21 protein-coding genes are annotated in these 18,989 nt (G+C 66.2%); 10 read left to right on the top strand and 11 right to left on the bottom strand.

Annotated elements, in window-relative coordinates; genetic code table 11:
* Nucleotides 1-98: 98 nt before the first annotated feature.
* Nucleotides 99-782: a hypothetical protein gene (locus tag BS38_RS24835; protein ID WP_156037100.1), complete on the bottom strand. Its 684-nt coding sequence runs from the start codon at nt 780-782 to the stop codon at nt 99-101.
* Nucleotides 783-910: 128 nt separating this feature from the next.
* Here BS38_RS24835 and BS38_RS0109640 point away from each other — a divergent pair, with 128 nt between their 5' ends.
* Nucleotides 911-1,648, top strand: coding sequence for a GAF and ANTAR domain-containing protein (locus tag BS38_RS0109640; protein ID WP_028270612.1), 738 nt, complete (start codon nt 911-913; stop codon nt 1,646-1,648).
* Between the two features lie 27 nt (nt 1,649-1,675).
* Here the strand turns inward: BS38_RS0109640 and BS38_RS0109635 are convergent, their stop codons facing one another.
* From BS38_RS0109635 to BS38_RS0109605, 7 genes are all read right to left on the bottom strand, one after another.
* Complete coding sequence (locus BS38_RS0109635; protein ID WP_028270611.1) at nt 1,676-2,032, bottom strand: GNAT family N-acetyltransferase; 357 nt, start codon at nt 2,030-2,032, stop codon at nt 1,676-1,678.
* Nucleotides 2,029-3,369 (bottom strand): acyltransferase family protein, encoded by a 1,341-nt coding sequence (locus tag BS38_RS0109630; protein WP_028270610.1) that lies wholly within the window; start codon nt 3,367-3,369, stop codon nt 2,029-2,031. The genes BS38_RS0109635 and BS38_RS0109630 overlap by 4 nt, the downstream gene beginning before the upstream one ends.
* Before the next feature lie 103 nt (nt 3,370-3,472).
* Nucleotides 3,473-3,865, bottom strand: a complete 393-nt coding sequence (locus BS38_RS0109625) for a DUF1304 domain-containing protein (protein WP_028270609.1) — start codon at nt 3,863-3,865, stop codon at nt 3,473-3,475.
* 42 nt (nt 3,866-3,907) lie between these two features.
* Nucleotides 3,908-4,804, bottom strand: coding sequence for a class II fructose-bisphosphate aldolase (locus tag BS38_RS0109620; RefSeq protein ID WP_028270608.1), 897 nt, complete (start codon nt 4,802-4,804; stop codon nt 3,908-3,910).
* Entirely contained in the window at nt 4,804-6,270 is a 1,467-nt protein-coding gene (locus BS38_RS0109615; RefSeq protein WP_028270607.1) for a GntP family transporter, read from the bottom strand. The genes BS38_RS0109620 and BS38_RS0109615 overlap by 1 nt, the downstream gene beginning before the upstream one ends.
* 98 nt (nt 6,271-6,368) lie before the next feature.
* Entirely contained in the window at nt 6,369-7,271 is a 903-nt protein-coding gene (locus tag BS38_RS0109610) for an NAD(P)-dependent oxidoreductase (protein WP_028270606.1), read from the bottom strand.
* Between the two features lie 29 nt (nt 7,272-7,300).
* Complete coding sequence (locus BS38_RS0109605) at nt 7,301-8,812, bottom strand: four-carbon acid sugar kinase family protein (RefSeq protein WP_028270605.1); 1,512 nt, start codon at nt 8,810-8,812, stop codon at nt 7,301-7,303.
* Between the two features lie 152 nt (nt 8,813-8,964).
* On the opposite strand from BS38_RS0109605, the gene BS38_RS0109600 reads away from it, so the two are divergent.
* Nucleotides 8,965-9,675, top strand: a complete 711-nt coding sequence (locus BS38_RS0109600) for a FadR/GntR family transcriptional regulator (RefSeq protein ID WP_028270604.1) — start codon at nt 8,965-8,967, stop codon at nt 9,673-9,675.
* On the opposite strand, the gene BS38_RS0109595 is transcribed toward BS38_RS0109600, so the two are convergent.
* Nucleotides 9,672-9,929, bottom strand: coding sequence for a metal-sensitive transcriptional regulator (locus BS38_RS0109595; RefSeq protein WP_028270603.1), 258 nt, complete (start codon nt 9,927-9,929; stop codon nt 9,672-9,674). The two genes, BS38_RS0109600 and BS38_RS0109595, sit on opposite strands and share 4 nt — an antisense overlap.
* A gap of 177 nt (nt 9,930-10,106) precedes the next feature.
* Here BS38_RS0109595 and BS38_RS0109590 point away from each other — a divergent pair, with 177 nt between their 5' ends.
* Together BS38_RS0109590 and BS38_RS0109585 are read left to right on the top strand one after the other, a co-directional pair.
* Entirely contained in the window at nt 10,107-10,985 is an 879-nt protein-coding gene (locus tag BS38_RS0109590) for an SGNH/GDSL hydrolase family protein (protein WP_028270602.1), read from the top strand.
* 77 nt (nt 10,986-11,062) lie between these two features.
* Nucleotides 11,063-11,272 carry a dodecin gene (locus tag BS38_RS0109585; protein ID WP_028270601.1) on the top strand — a complete coding sequence of 70 codons (210 nt, stop codon included), beginning with the start codon at nt 11,063-11,065 and terminating at the stop codon, nt 11,270-11,272.
* A gap of 19 nt (nt 11,273-11,291) precedes the next feature.
* Here the strand turns inward: BS38_RS0109585 and BS38_RS0109580 are convergent, their stop codons facing one another.
* Both BS38_RS0109580 and BS38_RS24830 read right to left on the bottom strand, forming a co-directional pair.
* A complete protein-coding gene (locus tag BS38_RS0109580) occupies nt 11,292-11,489 on the bottom strand; it encodes a hypothetical protein (protein WP_028270600.1) in 198 nt (65 codons plus the stop codon).
* A gap of 85 nt (nt 11,490-11,574) precedes the next feature.
* A complete protein-coding gene (locus tag BS38_RS24830; RefSeq protein ID WP_051628823.1) occupies nt 11,575-12,471 on the bottom strand; it encodes a helix-turn-helix transcriptional regulator in 897 nt (298 codons plus the stop codon).
* 216 nt (nt 12,472-12,687) lie between these two features.
* Between BS38_RS24830 and BS38_RS0109570 the strand changes: the two genes are divergently transcribed.
* From BS38_RS0109570 to BS38_RS0109545, 6 genes are all read left to right on the top strand, one after another.
* Nucleotides 12,688-13,533, top strand: coding sequence for an aldo/keto reductase (locus BS38_RS0109570; RefSeq protein ID WP_197024924.1), 846 nt, complete (start codon nt 12,688-12,690; stop codon nt 13,531-13,533).
* 36 nt (nt 13,534-13,569) lie between these two features.
* The gene (locus tag BS38_RS0109565) at nt 13,570-14,541 is read left to right on the top strand and encodes an aldo/keto reductase (protein ID WP_028270598.1); all 972 of its coding nucleotides are present in this window, start codon (nt 13,570-13,572) and stop codon (nt 14,539-14,541) included.
* A 64-nt stretch (nt 14,542-14,605) separates the two neighbouring features.
* Nucleotides 14,606-15,436 carry an aldo/keto reductase gene (locus BS38_RS0109560; protein WP_028270597.1) on the top strand — a complete coding sequence of 277 codons (831 nt, stop codon included), beginning with the start codon at nt 14,606-14,608 and terminating at the stop codon, nt 15,434-15,436.
* A 133-nt stretch (nt 15,437-15,569) separates the two neighbouring features.
* Nucleotides 15,570-15,833: a GlsB/YeaQ/YmgE family stress response membrane protein gene (locus BS38_RS0109555; protein ID WP_011690132.1), complete on the top strand. Its 264-nt coding sequence runs from the start codon at nt 15,570-15,572 to the stop codon at nt 15,831-15,833.
* A gap of 219 nt (nt 15,834-16,052) precedes the next feature.
* Nucleotides 16,053-16,544: a YtxH domain-containing protein gene (locus BS38_RS0109550; protein ID WP_028270596.1), complete on the top strand. Its 492-nt coding sequence runs from the start codon at nt 16,053-16,055 to the stop codon at nt 16,542-16,544.
* Nucleotides 16,545-16,828: 284 nt separating this feature from the next.
* Nucleotides 16,829-18,988 carry an amylo-alpha-1,6-glucosidase gene (locus tag BS38_RS0109545; RefSeq protein WP_028270595.1) on the top strand — a complete coding sequence of 720 codons (2,160 nt, stop codon included), beginning with the start codon at nt 16,829-16,831 and terminating at the stop codon, nt 18,986-18,988.
* Nucleotide 18,989 lies beyond the last annotated feature (1 nt).

Here is an 18,989-nt window from a genome sequence, read left to right as displayed (position 1 = left end):
AACGTGGAAGGGCGGACTGTCCTGAGTCAGTCCAACCTTATCCGCCCGGCCGAAAAAGGGCTAAGGTGCGGAGCGGATGATGACGGCGGACCGGGCTGTCAGCCCGCGGCGATTTCCTCCTGCGACGGGCCTTCGGGCTCCGTCAGGTGCCGTACATGGAGTTCCTCGGCGGCCAGTTCGTACCAGGTGTGTGCACCGAAGGAAGGGCTCGGCGTGTCCAAATGACGGTACAGGGCGTCGGCCAGCTTCCCGAGGGCGTCATCGGACAATGCCCGGACCGTGGAGGCTGGATCCAGGTTGCCCTCGAGGTATTCGGAGAGCTCCAGGCCGTCGATGGTGCGCTGCTCCCCGGCCGCTGCCAGGTTTTCGTCGATGTCCAGACCGGCAGAAGCGTCGGAATCCAGCAGGGCGTTGATTTCGCTGTCCAGCGTGGCCTCTTCGCCGCCGGCCAGCCCGGCATGCTCCAGGCAGATGGGAACTTCCGCCGGCTCATTGAGGGTGAGGCGGAACGCGTCGGAGCCGCTCACACTATGCCCGGTATTCGCGGCGCTCTCAGCCTTGCCTCCGGCGATGTGGCGCAGGTACATCAGGACCTCGGGGTCAAGGTGGGACGCATTGTGGAGGTCCACCGTGATGTCCTGCTGCGGGGAGAGGCGGCGTCCGCGGCGCATGATGTGAAGCAATACGGGGTAATTGGCCTGGGTCAGGCAGCCTGAGACTTCCAGGGTCACTCGTCCGGGATCAACGTCCACACGGACCAGCACACGCAATTTATGGTTCAAGGCTTCTCCCACAGAGACATCCAAGAGCCAGCTTCATAACTCACCTAAACCATACGAAATTGTTGACCGCGCCACAAGCTGCCCTCCGCGCCGGGTCTTTCACTTCCCACCGGACCTAGACTTGGGGGATGGACGAGATCACGCTGGACGCATCCGTGGCCGAACAGCTGCAGGATCTGGTCATCAACAGCGACGACGTCAACGGGTTCCTTGCGGAGCTTTGTGAGCTTTCAGCTGCCGCCCTCTCACGCACCCTCGGCCGGGATGTTTCCTGTGCCGTGACCCTGAGCCGGCACCACAGGACCACAACGGCGGCCTGGAGCAACCCGGCGGCCCGCCTTTTCGACGAGATCCAGCACGGCTTCGGCGAAGGCCCGTGCCTCCACGCCATGACGACGGGCACCACGGTACTGGTCCGGGACACCCGCACGGACCCCCGCTGGCCGGAATACGGCCACGCCATTGCCTCCATGGGGCAGTTCAGCATGCTCGGAGTACCGCTGACGCTTGACGCCGGCGCTGCCGCTGCACTGAACGTTTTTGTTGCGGCCCCGGACATCTTCGACGCCGCCGCGGTCCAGAAAGCCGAACAGTTTGCCGCCCAGGCCGAGAAGGCGCTCCGCCTCGCGGTAAGAATCGGCATGCAGCAGAAGCTGGCCGCGGACCTGCGGGCGGCCATGGAGTCCCGCACCGCCATCGACCTTGCAGCCGGCATCATCATGGGCCAGAACCGGTGTTCGCAGGCGGAAGCGATGTCCATCCTCACCAAGGCCTCCAGCGGCCGGAACCTGAAGCTTCGTGACGTGGCGGAAAAGCTCGTGGCATCGTTCGCCCCGGAATCGCCGTCCACCCACTTCGACGACTAAGCCTGCCCTCCCCAGACGGGCCCAACGCTAGGACGCGGTTATTTGGTCCGTGGGCGGCTGCTCGGGCCAATCGATGAACTGTTCGTACGCGTCGTGCTTCTTCAAGTAGGCGTAGATGAAGGGGCAATGCGGGATGATCCGCTTCCCTGCGGACACCACGTCATCGAGGGCGAAATGGGCCAGCACCTTTGCCAGCCCCTGTCCCTTGAATTCCGCCGCCGTGTCGGTGTGGATGAAGTCCACATGCCCGGGTCTGTCCACGAAGCGCGACTCGACCGCCAGCTTCCCGCCGACAAGCAGTTCGTAGCGGTGCAGGTCATCATTCCGGATGGTGGTGACGTCCGGACTGAACGTGTCTTCGCTGGATACGGTGTTCTCCGTCATGGTTCGACATTGGCACTTAAAGGCGCCTGTGGCAATGGTCCGCTACGGCCTCCCGGCGCGGACGGACGCGGCGGAATCCGGCCGAGCAGGAGCACCGCCAGGGCGAAGCACGCCGCTCCCCCGCCCAGCAGGGCGAGCGTCAGTCCGTTGAGCGCTGCGTCGGCCACCGGTACAAACACGACGACGACGGCGGTCACCACCGCGGCGGGAGGCCGGCGGCGGGAGTGGACAGACGCCGTCGGACGTTCTTCCAGCCGCCCGAACACTGCCAGCACCGGGAGCAGGAGAGCGATGACGCCGAGCAGGACCAGCGGACGCGACCACCACCATGCTGCGGTCCCGGCCGGCGGTTTGGGAAAATCGGTCAGCAGGAGCAGCCCGGACATGGCTGCCAGCAGCGGCAGGTGCCACAGGTAAACGGTCATGGCGCGCCGTCCGGCCAGCCCCACCACGGCCCGGACCCACCGCGCCGACGCGACACCCGTGAGCACCGGCCGGGAGAGCTGGAGCGCCGCAGCCTGGGCCGCGCCAAGCAGCAGCAGGCAGAAGTTGGGCGGGTTCAGGTTCACCAGCATGTTGCCGCGGTACAGCCCCAGGCCCGTCACCAGCCCCAGCAGGACGTTGCTGGCGACGATGACGCCCACCAGCGTGGAGGCGCGGATCCTCTCCCGTGGCGCATCGGCGAGCACGAACCCCAGCTGCTGGACGGCGCACCACAGGAACAGGATGTTGGCGTACGCCAGCAGCGGCAGGGTGCCGCGGAAGCAGTCGACTGCCACCACCAGCGCGGTGAGGCCGGCCAGTGACAGCCAGGGGGCACGGTCATGGAGCGCCGCCAGCAGGGGAATGTTCAGCTGGGCCGCCAGATATGCGGCCAGGAACCAGAGGGGCATTCCTGCGCCGGTGACGATCAGTTCCACCACTTGCGGTTCCACGCCGAACAGCCGGGCCGCCCACAGCCCGGCGAACATCACGGCCAGCAGGGCGGCGGCCGGCCGGATCAGGCGCAGCAGCCGGGCCTGGGCGAACTCGAGTCCGCTGCCGCCGCGGGCCTTGAGCCGCCGCCAGGACTGCAGTCCGGTGATGCCGCCGGCAACGAAGAACAGCGGCATCACCATAAAGATCCAGATGATCGGCTCGAACCAGTCCTGGAGCGCGAGGGTGTTTTCGGTGGTCACCGTGCCGTCGGGGTGGAGTACCGGGCTGACCATCATGGTGTGTCCCACCACCACCAGGGCCAGGCAGAAGAAGCGGGCAAGGTCGATCACTGCGTCGCGGTCCGGTGCGGGCGCGACCTGCCCTGCGCCTGCCTGCTGCGGCTGCTGCGGAACACCCATTGCGCTCCCTACCGAGGCGGAACGATTCCCTGCGTACTGTCCATTGTCCGCCGGGCGTCCGTCAAGGACCAGAAGCTACGCCGGGCGGCGCATTGGCGCGGGCTTAGCCGAGCAGCAGCCCCAGGAGGCCGAGCACGACGGCGAGCAGCGGCGTCGTGCCTTGCGTGGCGGCCGCGCGGAGGTACTTCCGCCCGGTCAGGGCGAGGACGGCGGCCGCCAGCAGCATGGAACCGCAGGAGGCGAAGATGAGGGTCCAGCCGGCTACCGGCTGGCCGAGGATGACCGCGCCCGCGCCGATCAGCGCGCCGACGGCCAGGAACAGGTTGTAGAAGCCCTGGTTGTAGGCCAGCGAACGGGTGGTCTCGGCGTCGGCCTGTGAGGCGACGCCGAAGCGCTTCCAGGTGGCCGGCCGGGTCCAGGTGACGGACTCCATCGTGAAGATGTAGACATGCAGCAGGGCAGCGACAAACGCGAAAACGAGGGAGGCCGGGATCATGGCTCGATCCTAGCCTCCCCCGTTGGGAGTTTTACTGTTCCGCTACTTCGTGAGCGTGGACAGCGCGCCGGCGGCGAAGTCCCTGGCCGAGGCGTTCCACTTCCCGAGGAGTCCCTGGAGATTCTCGCCGTCGGCACGGTGCGGACCGGTTTCGGCTTCCAGCGTGGCCAGCACGCCGGTGCGGAGTTCGGTGTTGAAGTTCACCTTGCCCACGTTCATGGCGGCGGCCTTGACCAGCTCTTCGGCCGGGATTCCGGACGCGCCGTGCAGCACCAGCGGGATGTGGGTCCGCACTGCGATGTCCTGCAGCACGTCCCACCGCAGCTGCGGCTCCCCCTGGTACTTGCCGTGCACATTGCCCACGGCCACGGCCAGCAGCTGGGCGCCGGTGCGGGCCACGAAGTCTTCCACCTGGGCGGAGTCGGTCAGCCCGGCAGTGCCGGCAGCTGTGCCTGTGGCGCTGCCTTCCGTCAACGGACCGGAGGCGTCCGCTCCGAAGGCGCGGTCCTCGTCACCGGCGAGTCCGCCCAGTTCCGCTTCGATCACGACGTCGGCATGGCCCTGCGCCGCCAGCACGGCCCGCGCTTCGCGGACCAGCGCGACGTTGTCCTCGTAGGGCAGCGACGAACCGTCGGCGAGGACCGAGTCCGCCCCCGCTGCGACGGCGTCGGCGATCACCTGAAGATCGGAGGCGTGGTCCAGCTGCACGGCAATCGGGACGCCGGCGGAGTCGGCCAGTCCGCGGAGCGCGGCGATGAGGCGCAGCCCGTTGGGGGTTGCGGCGGTCTTGGGAGCCACCAGCAGGATGGCTCCGCGGCCGGCCTCTTCCGCCGCCTCCACCACGGCCAGGGCTGTGGTGAAGTCGTAGCAGGTGAAGGCCGGCACGGCGGCGCCCTGCTGGAGGGCGGAAACCACCAGGTGGTCGAGTCGGGCTCGCATCAGGCGCTCAGGCCTCCCACCAGGATCCAGGCGACGAAGGTCAGGGCGAAGCCGGCCAGGCCCAGGATGGTGGTCAGGACGGTCCAGGTGCGGAGGCCGTCGGACACGGTGAGCCCGTAGTACCGGACCACGGTCCAGAAGCCGGCGTCGGTCACGTGGGACAGGCCCAGGGATCCGAAGCCGATCGCGATGACCAGCACGGCGATCTGGGCGGGAGTGTAGCCGCCTTCGGCCACGGCCGAGGTGAGCAGGCCCGCGGTGGTGACGATGGCCACGGTTGCGGAGCCCTGCGCGGCACGGAGCGCCAGGGAGATGATGAAGCCGAGGACGATCAGCGGCAGGCCCAGGTGGTCCAGGGTCTGCGAGAGGGCCGCGCCGATGCCGGAGGTGCGCAGGACTTCACCGAACACACCGCCGGCGGCAACCACCATCAGGATGGAGGCGATGGGAGGCAGTGCGCCTTCGAAGATCTCGCCGGTTTCGCGCAGCGACCAGTTGCGGCGGACAGCCAGCAGGAAGAACGACAGGCCAACGGCCACGAGCAGTGCAAGGAACGGGTTGCCGACGAACGCGGCCACGCCGTACCAGAAGTTGTCCTTGCTGATGGTCAGGGTGCCCACGGTGCCGAGGAGGATCTGCACGATGGGTGCGGCGATGAGGAAGATGATCAGGCCGGGGCGCGGCGGGGCAACAGCCTGGGCACCGGGGCCGTCGTGGCCCACGTGCACCAGGGAAGCGGAACCGAACTCGTCAACCTGTGCTTTGACGCTCGGGAGGAGCTCGTATTCCTTGCGGTTCATGATGCTGGCAACCCAGTAGGAGAGGAACCCGAGGGGGATGCAGATGAGCAGGGAGATCAGCGTGATGAGCCCGATGTCGGCTCCGAAGACGCCTGCCCCGGCGACGATGCCCGGGTGCGGCGGCACGGCGACGTGGATGGACAGCATGATGCCGGCCATGGGCAGGCCGAACTTCACCGGGTGGACCTTGGCGATCTTGGCGAACGCGTAGACGATCGGGACCAGGACGATCACGCCGACCTCGAAGAACACCGGAATGGCCACCAGGAAGCCGACGGCGGTGAGCGCCACTGCCACGCGCTTGGCGCCGAGCTTCGCGGTGAAGTGCGAGGCCAGCGACTGCACGCCGCCGGACACCTCGATCATCCTGCCCAGGATGGCGCCGAGGGCGATCAGCAGTGCGACCTTGCCCATTGTGCCGCCCACGCCCGTGGCCACGACGGTGAAAACGTCCTTCAGCGGAATCTGCGACGCGATGGCCACGAGGATGCTGACCGTCAGCAGGGCCACGAAGGCCTGGATCTTGAAGCGGATGATCATGACCAGCAGGAGTGCGATGCCGAGAGCGGCGATGGTCAGCAGCAGCGGAGTACCCAGCTCCACGGCCGGCTTGATGGCGGGGGCATCAGCGGCCCGCACTATCAAGGAGTTCATCAGGGGGTTCATGGGGAATTGTCTCCTTTGACGTCGCCGGCAACGCCTGGCGAGGTGGTTCGACGACGACGACGGAGGGGGGACCGCCGTCGTCGGGCTCTAGTTGGGGATTATGCGGTGCGCTTCGTGGGGGCGACAACCTTGATGACGGCGGAATCGTCCGCCGCGGCGAGGCCCTGGGCCTGGCCCAGGAGGTACAGCTGCTCGGCCGCGGCGGCAACGGGGGCGGCCAGGCCGGCGGCACGGGTGGCCTTGCCCACGATGCCCATGTCCTTGACGAAGATGTCCAGGCGGCTCAGCACCTCGGCACCTTCCTCGTTGTAGGCCTCCAGGATGCGCGGGCCGCGGTTGGAAAGCATGAACGAACCCGCTGCACCGGCTTCGAGGGCCTTGAGGGTCTTCTCCTGGTCCAGGCCGAGGGCATCGGCCAGGGCCAGGGCTTCGGCGGCTGCAGCGATGTGGACGCCGCAGAGCAGCTGGTTGACGGTCTTGAGCGCCTGGCCGTCGCCGGGCTTGTCGCCCACCACGGTGAGGGTGGAGGCCAGCAGTTCCAGGGCCGGACGGGCCTTCTCCTGGGCCTCGGGCGATGCGCCCACCACGATCAGCAGGTCGCCTTCACCGGCGCGCTTCGGGCCGCCGGAAAGCGGCGCATCGACGAGCTCGACGCCGTATGCGGCCAGGCGGTCCACGGTGGCGGGGATGGCGTCGGTGCCCACGGTGCTGCCGAGGATCACGACGGCGCCCGGCTTGAGCACGGAGGCCACGCCGTTCTCGCCGAAGAGGACATCGTTGAGCTGCTCGCCGTTGCGGACCGCCAGAAGGAGCGCGTCTGCGCCTTCGGAAGCTTCGCGGGCGGAGGCGAAGGTCTTGATGCCCGCTTCTGCGGCGAGTTCCAGGCGGGCTTCGGCGATGTCGAAACCGTGGACGGTCAGCTCGGACGCGAGGCGGGTGGCCATGGGCAGGCCCATGGCGCCAAGGCCCAGGACGGTGATGGTGTAGTTGCTGCTGGTCATGGTGTTCTCCATTGAAATTATGTCGGGATTCAGAAGGTGTTGCTGAGCTTGCGCGTGACGTCTGCGAGGGACTGGTCGTCGCCCACGTTGCCGGCGAAGACGATGTACGGGATGCCCTTGGCGGGGCCGTCCACCGGCTCCCACAGGCTGACGATGCCCGGGAGCATGGGGCCACGGACTATCGCGTGGCGGATTTCCAGGCCGTGCGCGGCGACGTCCGAGGACGTGATGCCGCCCTTGGCGATCACAAACCGCGGCGGGAAGGTCTTGAGCGTGCGGTTCACGACGGCGACGACGGCGGCGGACACTGTGCGTGCGATCCGCAGGCTTTCGGCGGCGTCGTCCGTCTTGATCAGGAGGCGGCTGGTATGAACGATGACATCGCCGGTGCGCAGCGACTCCACCACCGTGTCCACCGTCTCGTCCAGGTAGCTGGCGGCGCTATCGCCAAGCAGCTTTTCGACGTCGATCTCCACGATGCGGGCCGCGCTGTGCTGTTCCGTCAGTGCCTTGAGCTGGCGGGTGGTGACGCCGACGTGGGAGCCCACCACGATGAGCCCGCCGGCTTCGGAGGGGGTGTTGCCGGCGTAGGCCTCTTCGCCGCTGAGCTGGGCGCGGATTTCCTGGCCGATGCGGCCACGGACGAAGGGCGGACCCACGCGGTAGAGCAGCTTCTTGCCACGGCGTTCTGCTTCTTCCAGGCCGAGGGAAAGGGCGCGGAAGTCATTCTCGGTGACGATGTCGGCCACAATCGGCGTGGAATCGGTGGCGGACTCGATGGCGTCCGCGATGGCCTTGGCGGAGATGGCCGGATCCGCGGCGGCAGCACCGGCACGGATGATGTTGAGGTCCAGGACAATCACGGAGTCAGCGGCGAACCGGCCCTGCGACTTCTCCTCGACGTACTTGGCCATTTCGGAGTTGGCGAACCCGAAGCTTGCGTCCCTGGCGAATTCGGTCTCGGCCACGGGGGTGAGCGTTCCCGCTTCCGCCCCGGTGCCGCGCATGTAATGCACACCGCCGATGGTGACGCGGCCGGCGTCGGGGAATGCCGGAACGATCACAACGCCGTCGGTGGCCTCGCCGGTCTCGGCGGCGACGGTGGCGGCAATGACATCAGGTTCCAGCGGGTAGTGGCCGCGGAGGGTGGAGTCGCTGCGGCTGACGAAACCGAGGCGCAGCGCTTTTTCGTCCGCGGAGCCGGCCGTGTTCCCGGCTGCGGCCAGCGCGTTGCGGACGATTTCTTCGTTCCGCGCGGCGGCCTCGGCCGGGTCCAGGCTGCGGGTGTTGGTCAGGACATAGACGGCGGACTTGAGGTTGTTCTCCCGGATGTGGGAGAAGGCCCAGGTGAAGTCGGCAACGTCCCAGCGGGTGAGCACGGGCAGGTCCGCAACGGACTGCGTGCCGGTGGGGTCGTCGTCGAGCACGACAAGCACGCGGGGGGAGGCTGCCGAAGACGCCGCTACAGCGTCGGCAACCAGCTCAGCGGGAATCTGGACCTCTGCCGGGAAGGCTGCCAGTACATCTGCTTCAAGGGGCACTTTGCACTCCGTTGTGTATGAAATCTCTGCTGCGGTTAGGTATTTGTAAGATGTCAGACATCTAACATTTGAATGCTAGTGTGGCACAAGGCACAGGGACGCGCAAGTAGACTTGTCGGACAAATCGTCGCTCACCGCTGAACGGGGGAAAATTGGCACGTAAATCACTGGTCGGCGTGGTGGCCGATGAGCTCCTCGACCGGATCATCGCCGGCGAGTTCCCCCCGGGCTCCAGCGTCCCGGGCGAGCTGGAGCTCAGCGCGAAGCATGAGGTCAGCCGGATGACCGTGCGGGAAGCCATGAAGACGCTTGAGGCGCAGCGCATCCTGAGTGTGGAGCGGGGGCGGGGCACGTTCGTTAACCCGCTCAACCGCTGGGCCTCCCTCGAAGCAGTGCTCCGCGCGGCGTCAGAAGGCGTGAATGATGCCTCCGCCGCCATCCAGCTGATTGAACTGCGACGGATGCTGGAAACGGGCGCGTGCGAACTGGCGGCGAGCCGCATCAGCGATGCGGACATCGGGATTCTGCATGGCTACGTGGCCGCCATGCGCAAGGCGCATGACTCCGACGATTTGCCGGGTTTCGTGGAAGCCGACCTCGCGTTCCACGACGTCATCCTCCGCGCCTCCGAGAACGTTTTTGTTGCCGTCCTGTTTGAGCCGCTGCACCGCGTGCTGGAGAAACGCCGGACCGAAACGTCCAAGTTCCGTGACATCCAGGAGCACGCCATCGGCCACCACCAGGCCATTGCCGAGGCACTGGAGTCGCGGGACGCCGCACGCTCCCGCAGCGCCATGGACGCGCACATGCAGCAGACGCTCGATGACCTGAAGTCATACGTGCTTGAGGCGAAACCGGCCTAGGCGAGGGAGAGGAAGAGCTTCTCCAGCTCGGCCCTGTCCAGGCTGGGGTCTTCCTGCTGCATGCATTGCTGCAGGCCCGTGGCGATAATGGAGAACCCGGCCCTGTCCAGGGCGCTGGACACCGCGGCCAGCTGGGTGACCACACTCTTGCAGTCGCGGCCCTCCTCAATCATCCGCGTGACGGCAGCAAGCTGCCCCTGGGCGCGGCGCAGGCGGTTGATGACCGGCTTCATGTCGGCGGGATCGAGTTCCATTGCTTCCTCCGTGGCTCTAGGACTCCCTCCATCTTATACCCCCCTTGGTATTTGTTTGCCTTCCTGCAAGAGGAATCACACCGGCTGCCGGCCGTCGCAACACCTGCGGAAATGCGACCTTCGGCCCTGTTTTAGGGCTGGGCGGGGGATCACCATGGAAACGTGAGTACGTTCAGTATTCCTGGACCGGCGCGGACACCCCCCGCGGCGAGCACTCCGGCTCCGCACCCCTGGAACCGATACGTGGCACTGGGAGATTCCTTTACCGAGGGGTACGGCGATCCGGAGCCACGGAGCCCCGGAGGTGTCCGCGGCTGGGCGGACCGGGTCGCCGAAGAACTGAGCCAGGGCCACCAGGACTTCGCCTACGCCAACCTGGCCGTCAGGGGCCGCCTGCTCCAGCAGATCGTGGATGACCAGCTGGGGCCGGCCCTCGAGCTGAAGCCGGACCTGGTCACGCTCTCCGCGGGCGGCAATGACATCGTGTTCCGCGGCAGCGACCCGGACAAGCTGGCAGAGAGGCTGGATCCGGCGATCGCGCTGCTGAGCGCCACCGGAGCAACAGTGGTGCTCTTCACCGGCCCGGACTGGGGAAGCACTCCGGTATTCAGCCGCATCCGCGGCAAGGTGGCCATCTTCAACGAAAACATACGCACCATTGCGGCCCGGCATGACGGCGTGGTGGCCGACCTCTGGAGCCTGCGCCAGTTGGCCGCGCCGCACATGTGGGATCCTGACCGCCTCCATTTCTCCCCGCTGGGCCATCACACCATCGCGGCCATGGTGCTGGAGACACTGAACGTCCCGCACACCCTGAAACCCCTGGAGCCCAAGGTGCTGCCGGTCGGCAGCTGGCGGCAGGCCCGAAGCAGCGACCTGGTCTGGGCCAAGGATTACCTGTTCCCCTGGGTGGTGCGCCGGGTCCGGCAACGCCCCGCGAACCTGGGCCTGACAGCCAAACGACCGGAACCCGGTCCCGTGTTCGGTCCGGGCGTGGCGCACGGGCCGCTTCCGGCAGGTCCGTTCCCCACCGGCCCGATGGCCGCGAAACCCTAGTCGCGCCGCCGCTCGTCCGCTAATCTGCAGGGACGGCCCGCAGTTCCGGGTGTCAATGGAGATTATGAGGAGCGAAGTTGTCGAATCACACCTACAGCATTTCTGAAATTGTCGGAACTTCAAGCGAGGGCGTGGACGCTGCCGTCCGCAACGGGATCGCCGAGGCCGCGAAGACCCTCCGCAACCTGGACTGGTTCGAAGTCAAGGAAATCCGCGGGCATCTGGAAGACGGAAAGGTGGCCGACTGGCAGGTAACCATCAAACTCGGTTTCCGCCTGGAGCGCTAACCCCGGCGTCCGGGAGGGTTCAGCGGGACGTGTCCCCTGCCGTAACGCGCCGCCACACGGTGGGAGCGCCGTTGTAGGACGGGAAAACGTGTCCCTCGAAGAAGGTTTGCCCATCATGCGGCGCGCCCACAGGGGCCCACAGTCCGGAAGCCGGGCAGTGGGTTCCTGTGGCCCCGGCGGTGGCCACTCGTTCGCGGAGCAGTGCGATGCGCTTCATCGTTGAATCCCATCCTTGGTAGTAAAAAGGTCTACCCCAAGGCTAGGAAAACCCCCGGCACTCCCCAATGGGCGTTTGCCCAGAATCAGACGGGTTCATGTGGCAACTGCACAGCCACATCGGCCGGCCCGGCGGACACGCTGTCCATACCGGCACCAAAACTGCTCAGCAGCGTCAATGAATCAGCCGACGGCGACCCCGGCTTCGCGGAAAACACCCGGAGGACCTGGTCCGGATCATCCGGAAGCACCAGGTTTTCAAAGTTCAGTTCCAGGTCTCCCACCGCCGGATGGCGGAGCCTGACGCTGCCCGCCGACGGAGCGGCCACACGGTGCCCGGCCCACCATTGCCGGAAGTGTTCGCTGTGCACCGCGAGTTCGCCCACCAGCTGATTGGCCTGGGCATCGTTGGGGTGGCGGCCAACGTCCCCGCGAAGGGCGCCGACCGCATCTGACGCCACGGCCTTCCAATCGCGGAACAGCTCACGGGTACGCGGATCGAGCATCAGCCAGCGCGTCAGGTTGCGCTCCCCCGCGGGCATGGCAGGGAAGTCGGCAAACAGCAGGAAGGCCAGCCTGTTGCCGGCCAGGACGTCGCTCCGGCGGCCCAGGACCAGCGCGGGAACGTCACCCACCGCATCCAGTAGCTGGCGCAGCGCGGGGCGGACACTCTGGACCGGGACAGGCGACCCCTGCGAGGCCGCACAGTTCTCCATCAGGTCCATCATGTGCGCGTGCTCGCTGGAATCGAGGCGCAGCGCACGCGCCACGGAATCAAGCACCGCCCTGGACGGGTGGATGTTGCGGCCCTGCTCCAGGCGCGTGTAGTAATCCGTGCTCACATCCGCAAGCCGCGCGATCTCCTCGCGGCGCAGCCCGGGAACCCGCCGGGCACCCGAGGTTCCGGCCAGCCCGGCGTCCTCCGGCTTCAGCCTCGACCTCATGGCCTTCAGGAATTTTCCAAACTCGGCGCTCTGACCCATGCCTTCCATTGTGCACGGCCCGCAAGCCTCCGTTCTACAACGAACGTAGGACTGGCAGTCCTAGGAAAAACAGGAACAGGCATCCCTGCTGACACGGCAGGGCAAAGTGCATAGGCTCGAAGCCTGGCCAGCACGAAAGCGGTTTCCCGCGAGCCTGCCTTTCCGCGAGCCCGCCTCGGCCCGTTCGACAATCCCCACTATCGGAAGAAACTGACGATGTCCCAGACGAACCAAAACACCATTCCGCAGCTGACCCTCAACAACGGAGTCCGGATCCCGCAACTCGGCTTCGGCGTGTTCCAGGTGCCGCCGGAAGAAACGCAGCGCATCGTTGAAGATGCCCTGGAAGCGGGCTACCGCCACATTGATACCGCTGCCGCCTACCGGAACGAGGCGGGAGTCGGGGCCGCCATCGCCGCCTCGGGTATTCCCCGCGAGGACATCTTCATCACCACCAAGCTCCGCAACGGCGAACAGGGCAGCGCGCACGAGGCGTTCCAGAACAGCCGTAAGGCTCTCGGCGTCGACTTCGTTGACCTTTACCTGATCCACTGGCCGGTGCCTTCCCAGGGGCTTTTCACCGACGCCTGGAAGGCGATGGAGAAGCTCTACGCCAACAGCCAGATCCGAGCCATCGGCGTCTCCAACTTCCTCGCGGAACACCTGGACACGCTCCTCCCGGCGGCGGATGTTGTCCCGGCAGTGAACCAGTTCGAAAGCCACCCCACCTTCCAGCAGCAGGATCTGGCCGCGAAGTGCAGGGAACTCGGCATCGCCGTGGAGGCGTACAGCCCGCTCGGCCAGGGCGCGGACCTGAATGCAGCAGCCGTCAAGGATCTCGCAGGCACACACAACGCCACGCCCGCCCAGATCGTGCTGGCGTGGCACCTCGCCCAGGGCACCATCGTCATCCCCAAGTCGGCCGATTCTCAGCGGATGCGGGAAAACCTGGGTGCCGTCGCCGTCGAACTTTCAGCCGCCGAACTCAGCGAAATCACCGCCCTGGAGTCGGGCGCCCGCGCGGGCGCCGATCCCGCCGTCGCCGCCTTCAGCCAGATGTAACCGACCCCCACCCACAGACAGATAGGATCCCCCGGCATGCAGTACACCCACCTCGGCCGCTCCGGCCTGCAGGTTTCCCGCCTGTGCCTTGGCACCATGAACTTCGGCCCGCAGACCGAAGAAGCGGCCGCGCACTCCATCATGGACTCCGCGTTGGAGTCCGGCATTAACTTCTTTGACACCGCGAACGTCTACGGCGGTGCCGGCCGCCGCGGCTGGACTGAGGAAATCATCGGCCGCTGGCTCGCCCAGGGCGGCGAGCGCCGCGAACGCACCGTACTGGCCACCAAGCTCTACGGCACCATGACGGACCGGCCCAACGAGTCCAAGTTGTCCGCCCTGAACATCAGGCGGGCGCTGGACGCCAGCCTCAAACGGCTCCAGACGGATTACATCGACCTCTACCAGTTCCACCACGTCGACCGGAACACGCCCTGGGACGAGATCTGGCAGGCCATGGACGTCGCGGTTCAGCAGGGCAAGATCCTCTACGCGGGCAGCAGCAACTTCGCCGGCTGGCACATCGCCCAGGCACAGGAGTCCGCCGCCCGCCGCAATTTCACGGGCCTGGTCAGTGAGCAGTCCATCTACAACCTCCTGACCCGCAACCTGGAGCTGGAAGTCATCCCTGCCGCGCAGCAGTACGGGCTGGGGCTGATCCCCTGGTCGCCGCTGCACGGCGGCCTGCTGGGCGGCGTGCTGAAGAAGGAGCGCGACGGCGTCCGCCGCACCGAAGGGCGGGCGGCCGAAACGCTGAAGAAGCACCAGGACCAGATCCGCCAGTACGAGGACCTGGCCGACGACCTCGGCCATGAGCCGGGCGACGTCGCCCTCGCGTGGCTGTTGCACCAGCCCGCGGTCACCGCACCGATTGTCGGTCCCCGCACGCAGGAACAGCTCGACGCCGCCATCCGGGCCCTCGACGTGAAGCTCGACGATGATGCGCTCAAGCGCCTCGACGACATTTTCCCGGGCCACCGCACCGCTCCGGAAGACTACGCCTGGTAAATCGTTGGCAGACCGTGCCTTTTGACATCTGTGCAAACCGGCCCCGATAGGAAAGACTTTTGAAATGGCGCTTTCACCAGTGATTGAGCTCAATGACGGCTACCGGATTCCCCAGATCGGACTGGGAACCTGGCCGCTGGACGACCAGCAGGTGGCTGCCGCCGTCGTGGACGCCGTGGAAGCCGGGTACCGGCATATCGACACCGCGGTGAAATACGGCAACGAAAAAGGCGTGGGGAACGGCATCCGCAGCAGCGGCCTGGACCGGTCGGAAGTGTTCATCACCACCAAACTGGACGGTGAATTCCAAGGCCAGGACAGGGCCGTGGCGGGACTTGACGGGTCACTCAAGCGCCTCGGGCTGGACTACGTGGATCTCCTGTTGATCCACTGGCCGCTCCCCCGGCGGGACGAATTCATCTCAACGTGGAAAACTTTTGAGCGGTTGCAGGCCGACGGAAAAGTGCGGTCAATCGGCGTCTCCAACTTCAAGCCGGCGCACCTGGAACGGCTTATGGCCGAGTGCGATGTGGTGCCGGCCGTCAACCAGATCCAGGTCAGCCCGGCCGTCACCCGGATCGTGGATATCTCCTACGACAGACGGCATGGAATCGTCACCGAGTCGTACAGCCCGCTGGGTGCGGGCGGCGACCTCCTGAACGCCCCAGTACTGGGAAAGATCGCCGAAAAGCATGGCAAAACCCCCGGCCAGATCGTGCTGCGATGGCATGTGGAGCAGGGCCTCGTTGCCATCCCCAAGTCGGCCAATCCACAGCGCATGAAAGAGAACCTGGACATCTTCGGCTTTGCTTTGGACGCGGACGACACATCAGCCATAGCCACGCTGGACGGGGGTGACGAGTCCGGGGTTAATTCCGACGTTCAAGGTCACTGAAAACGGCGCTCCCAGAAATTCACAGGTCCGCCGACTGGCAGATTAATACTAAGCATGATTAGTATTAGCGTAGAAGGATGTAGCGTGCTCGGGATCCGGGCACCTCCTCAATGAAAGAAGAAGGAACGATAAAATGGGTTTTTTCGCATTTCTGATTCTGGGCCTTATCGCCGGAGCAATCGCTAAGGCAATCCTCCCCGGCCGTCAGGGCGGTGGCATTTTCATCACCCTGCTGCTGGGCGTCGTAGGTGCATTCCTCGGCGGCTGGATTGGCAGCCTGCTCTTCGGTGTTGGCATCAACGAGTTCTTCTCGCTGTCCACTTGGCTGCTGGCCATTGGCGGCGCGATCATCGTCCTGCTTGTTTACGGCATGATCACCAAGCGCACGGCCCGCTAAAGCGGAATCCGGCCTGAGAAACGGCCCCGGGATTTTTCCTGGGGCCGTTTTTCCATTAACGGCCACCCCATCCACGGCCTTGTAGCTACGGGCTTATACCTACGGACTTCCACCTACCGACTTATACCTACGGGCTTAGACCGACGGGCGTTCCCCCCTGGGGGTCCACCCGCACACGGATTCGCCGCAGTACGGATTCTCACGGAGCAGGAGCACATCATGAAAGCAAAACTTCTTTTCGGTACCGGAGTGGCAGCGGGCTTCGTCCTGGGCTCCAGGTCCGGCCGCGCCGCCTACGAGAAAATCAAGGCGAGGGCCGCGGCGCTCTGGGACAGCAAACCGGTCCAGGACAAAGTCGCGGCAGCAACAGAGGCGGTTAAGGAAAAGGCGCCCGAAGTGTCCGACCAGCTGACCGAGGCAGCCCGCCGTGCAGGCACCGTCATCAGTTCGGCTGTCCACCGCGACAAGGCAGCCACGGACCACACGGCTGCGACCGGGGCTCACGCGGCAGCAAGCGACTTGCCCGCCGGTGACTACGTGCCGTCCCACAGCACACATCCGGAGACGATCAATCTGGGCACCGCGGATGGCAGCGTCCCCGACGTCACCAGCGACCCGGCCCGCAATGACTCAACCGGCCAGGACTGGTCCGACGAAGGCGGCGCAACGCCCGCCGGCGCGGCCACCAACTCGAACCCTGAGCGGACCTAACAAACCCGACAGCAATAAAGCGACGGCAGTCACAGCGACAGCACTACCGCCGGCAGCACCCACGCCGACCCGTCCGGACCATTGGTTCCGGGCGGGTCGGCCTGTTTCCACGGAACCGGCGCAAGGGTCCAAAGAACCTTGCCGGAGGCGGCACGGAAATTTAGAATGTGGGTGGCTAAGCAGTCAGCCGTTGAATCCTCGGTCCGGAGTGAATTCATGAGTTTCCGACGCCTGGCCCCCGTCCCCCCGGCTTTTGCGGTGCGGCCCCTTGCCCGGCGCCGGCCATGAACGGCTGGAACCTGGACACGGCCGGCTCCACCGGCCACAACGCCGTGACCATCGTTGAAGGATCGTCGTTCTTCATTTCCGCCGGCAACGGGGACCTGGATCCCGGAATGGCCCATGGTGTTTTCTACCAGGACACCAGGATCCTGTCCCGCTGGAACCTGCTGGTGAACAACCACGTGGTGGAAGGGCTCATGGCGGTGAACCCGGAACCTTACCGGGCTGTCTTCACCGGCCGGGCGCCGCAGCCGGACGGAGCCGCCGACCGGCCCATGGTCATTGAGCGGGACCGGCAGGTGGGCGACGGCATCCGCGAGACGCTGACCGTGCGCAACTATTCCAACGCCCCGGCGCCCTGCAGCATCAAACTGGCGGTGGAGGCGGACTTCGCGGACCTCTTCGAGGTCAAGGCCGGCCGGAAGACCCGCCAGCTGCGCCCCTCCCACCGGCCGGAAGGCGACCGGCTGGTCATCAGCGGCCGCCACAACAACAGGCTGCTGGGCGTGACGGTACGCGCGCCGGGGGCAGACGTGAACCGCCACGGCGTGATGTACAAAGTGGTTGTTCCCGCGAAGGGTTCATGGACCGCCACCTTGGTGGTCACACCCAGCTCCGACGGCAGCGAACCCGCTGGCAAGTTCTCCGCCAGCACACCGCAGCACGAATCGGCTCCCGCCCTCCGCCACCGGAGCTGGGGCGCCGCCGCGCCGGTAATCAGCATGGACAACCCCTCGCTCGAAAGGATCCTGCGCCAGAGCCAGCGGGACCTGGGCTCCCTGCGGATCGCGGACCCGGCCCATCCGGACCGCACCGTGGTGGCGGCCGGCGCGCCCTGGTTCATGGCACTCTTCGGCCGCGACTCCCTGCTGACCTCGATGATGGCGCTTCCGGTTGATCCCGCCATCGCGCTCGGCACGCTGCAGACGCTTGCCGACTACCAGGGCCAAAAAATCAACAAGCTCACCGAGGAGGAACCCGGACGGATCCTCCACGAGGTGCGCCTCGGTTCAGGCGCCGCCCTGTCCCTCGGCGGAGACAAGACCTACTACGGAACGGCGGACGCCACCCCGCTGTTCGTCACGCTCCTGGGTGAAATCAGCCGCTGGGGACTGGAACCGCGGGCGGTCCAGGAACTCCTCCCCAACGCGGACCGCGCGCTGGACTGGATCACCAACTACGGCGACCGTGACGGGGACGGTTTTGTGGAATATGAGCGCGCCACCGGGCACGGCCTCCTCAACCAGGGCTGGAAAGACTCCTACGACGGAATCAACTTTGCGGACGGTACCCTCGCCGAACCTCCCATCGCCTTGTGCGAGGTCCAGGGCTATACCTACAGCGCCTACGTGGCCCGTGCCCTGCTTGCCCTGGACGCCGGTGACGGCGCACTTGCCCGCAGCTGGGGTGACCGTGCCGCCGCACTGAAGGAGGAGTTCAACCGCAGGTTCTGGCTGCCAAAGCGCGGGTACTTCGCGGTGGCCCTGGATAAGGACAAACGGCCCGTGGATGCGTGCGCCTCCAACATGGGGCACTGCCTGTGGTCGGGAATCGTCGACGACGAGAAGGCACCCCTCGTGGCGCAACGGCTCATGGAACCGGACATGTTCTCCGGCTGGGGTGTCCGCACCCTGGCTTCGACCATGGGCGCGTTCAATCCCGTGAGCTACCACAACGGCTCCGTGTGGCCGCATGACAACGCACTGATTGCTGCCGGCTTGATGCGGTACGGCTTCATCGAAGAATCGCAGCGGGTGGCCATGGCACTCTTCGACGCCGCGGAGGCCTTCGGCGGCAGGCTCCCCGAGCTATTCTGCGGTTTCCCGCGCGAAGCGGGCCGGCCCCCGGTGTCCTACCCGTCGTCGTGCTCTCCGCAGGCCTGGGCAGCGGCCACGCCCATCCACCTCATCCGCGTCCTGCTGCGCTTCGACCCTTCCGCGTCCACCGGGCGGCTTTGGTTGAGCCCCGTGTTTCCGGACGGATTCGGCTACCTGAAGAAGGAACAAGTGCCGCTGGCAGGCTCCCGCCTGACCATCGAGGTTTCGCGTAACGCCGCCCAGGTGACGGGGCTCCCGGCGTCAATTGAACTGCATCTGGGGACGCAGGAACCCCTGGCGGACCTCATCCGGGTCCACCATGACCCCGGCCGGAGGGCCGGCTGAT

Origin of the sequence: Arthrobacter sp. UNC362MFTsu5.1 (genome assembly GCF_000685965.1) — a bacterium.
Classification (GTDB): Bacteria; Actinomycetota; Actinomycetes; order Actinomycetales; family Micrococcaceae; genus Arthrobacter.
The sequence above is the reverse complement of the archived record's forward strand: the minus strand, read 5'-3'. Positions and strand labels throughout refer to the sequence as shown.

Bases quoted from the DNA above. Each gene is read 5' to 3' on its own strand.
- BS38_RS0109595 (WP_028270603.1), bottom strand. From the start codon at position 9,929: ATGGAACTCGATCCCGCCGACATGAAGCCGGTCATCAACCGCCTGCGC.
- BS38_RS0109615 (WP_028270607.1), bottom strand. From the start codon at position 6,270: ATGAACCCCCTGATGAACTCCTTGATAGTGCGGGCCGCTGATGCCCCC.
- BS38_RS0109580 (WP_028270600.1), bottom strand. From the start codon at position 11,489: ATGAAGCGCATCGCACTGCTCCGCGAACGAGTGGCCACCGCCGGGGCC.
- BS38_RS0109625 (WP_028270609.1), bottom strand. From the start codon at position 3,865: ATGATCCCGGCCTCCCTCGTTTTCGCGTTTGTCGCTGCCCTGCTGCAT.
- BS38_RS0109620 (WP_028270608.1), bottom strand. From the start codon at position 4,804: ATGCGAGCCCGACTCGACCACCTGGTGGTTTCCGCCCTCCAGCAGGGC.
- BS38_RS0109550 (WP_028270596.1), top strand. From the start codon at position 16,053: ATGAAAGCAAAACTTCTTTTCGGTACCGGAGTGGCAGCGGGCTTCGTC.
- BS38_RS0109635 (WP_028270611.1), bottom strand. From the start codon at position 2,032: ATGACGGAGAACACCGTATCCAGCGAAGACACGTTCAGTCCGGACGTC.
- BS38_RS0109545 (WP_028270595.1), top strand. From the start codon at position 16,829: ATGAACGGCTGGAACCTGGACACGGCCGGCTCCACCGGCCACAACGCC.
- BS38_RS0109555 (WP_011690132.1), top strand. From the start codon at position 15,570: ATGGGTTTTTTCGCATTTCTGATTCTGGGCCTTATCGCCGGAGCAATC.
- BS38_RS0109560 (WP_028270597.1), top strand. From the start codon at position 14,606: ATGGCGCTTTCACCAGTGATTGAGCTCAATGACGGCTACCGGATTCCC.
- BS38_RS0109630 (WP_028270610.1), bottom strand. From the start codon at position 3,369: ATGGGTGTTCCGCAGCAGCCGCAGCAGGCAGGCGCAGGGCAGGTCGCG.
- BS38_RS0109565 (WP_028270598.1), top strand. From the start codon at position 13,570: ATGCAGTACACCCACCTCGGCCGCTCCGGCCTGCAGGTTTCCCGCCTG.
- BS38_RS24830 (WP_051628823.1), bottom strand. From the start codon at position 12,471: ATGGGTCAGAGCGCCGAGTTTGGAAAATTCCTGAAGGCCATGAGGTCG.
- BS38_RS0109570 (WP_197024924.1), top strand. From the start codon at position 12,688: ATGTCCCAGACGAACCAAAACACCATTCCGCAGCTGACCCTCAACAAC.
- BS38_RS0109610 (WP_028270606.1), bottom strand. From the start codon at position 7,271: ATGACCAGCAGCAACTACACCATCACCGTCCTGGGCCTTGGCGCCATG.
- BS38_RS0109640 (WP_028270612.1), top strand. From the start codon at position 911: ATGGACGAGATCACGCTGGACGCATCCGTGGCCGAACAGCTGCAGGAT.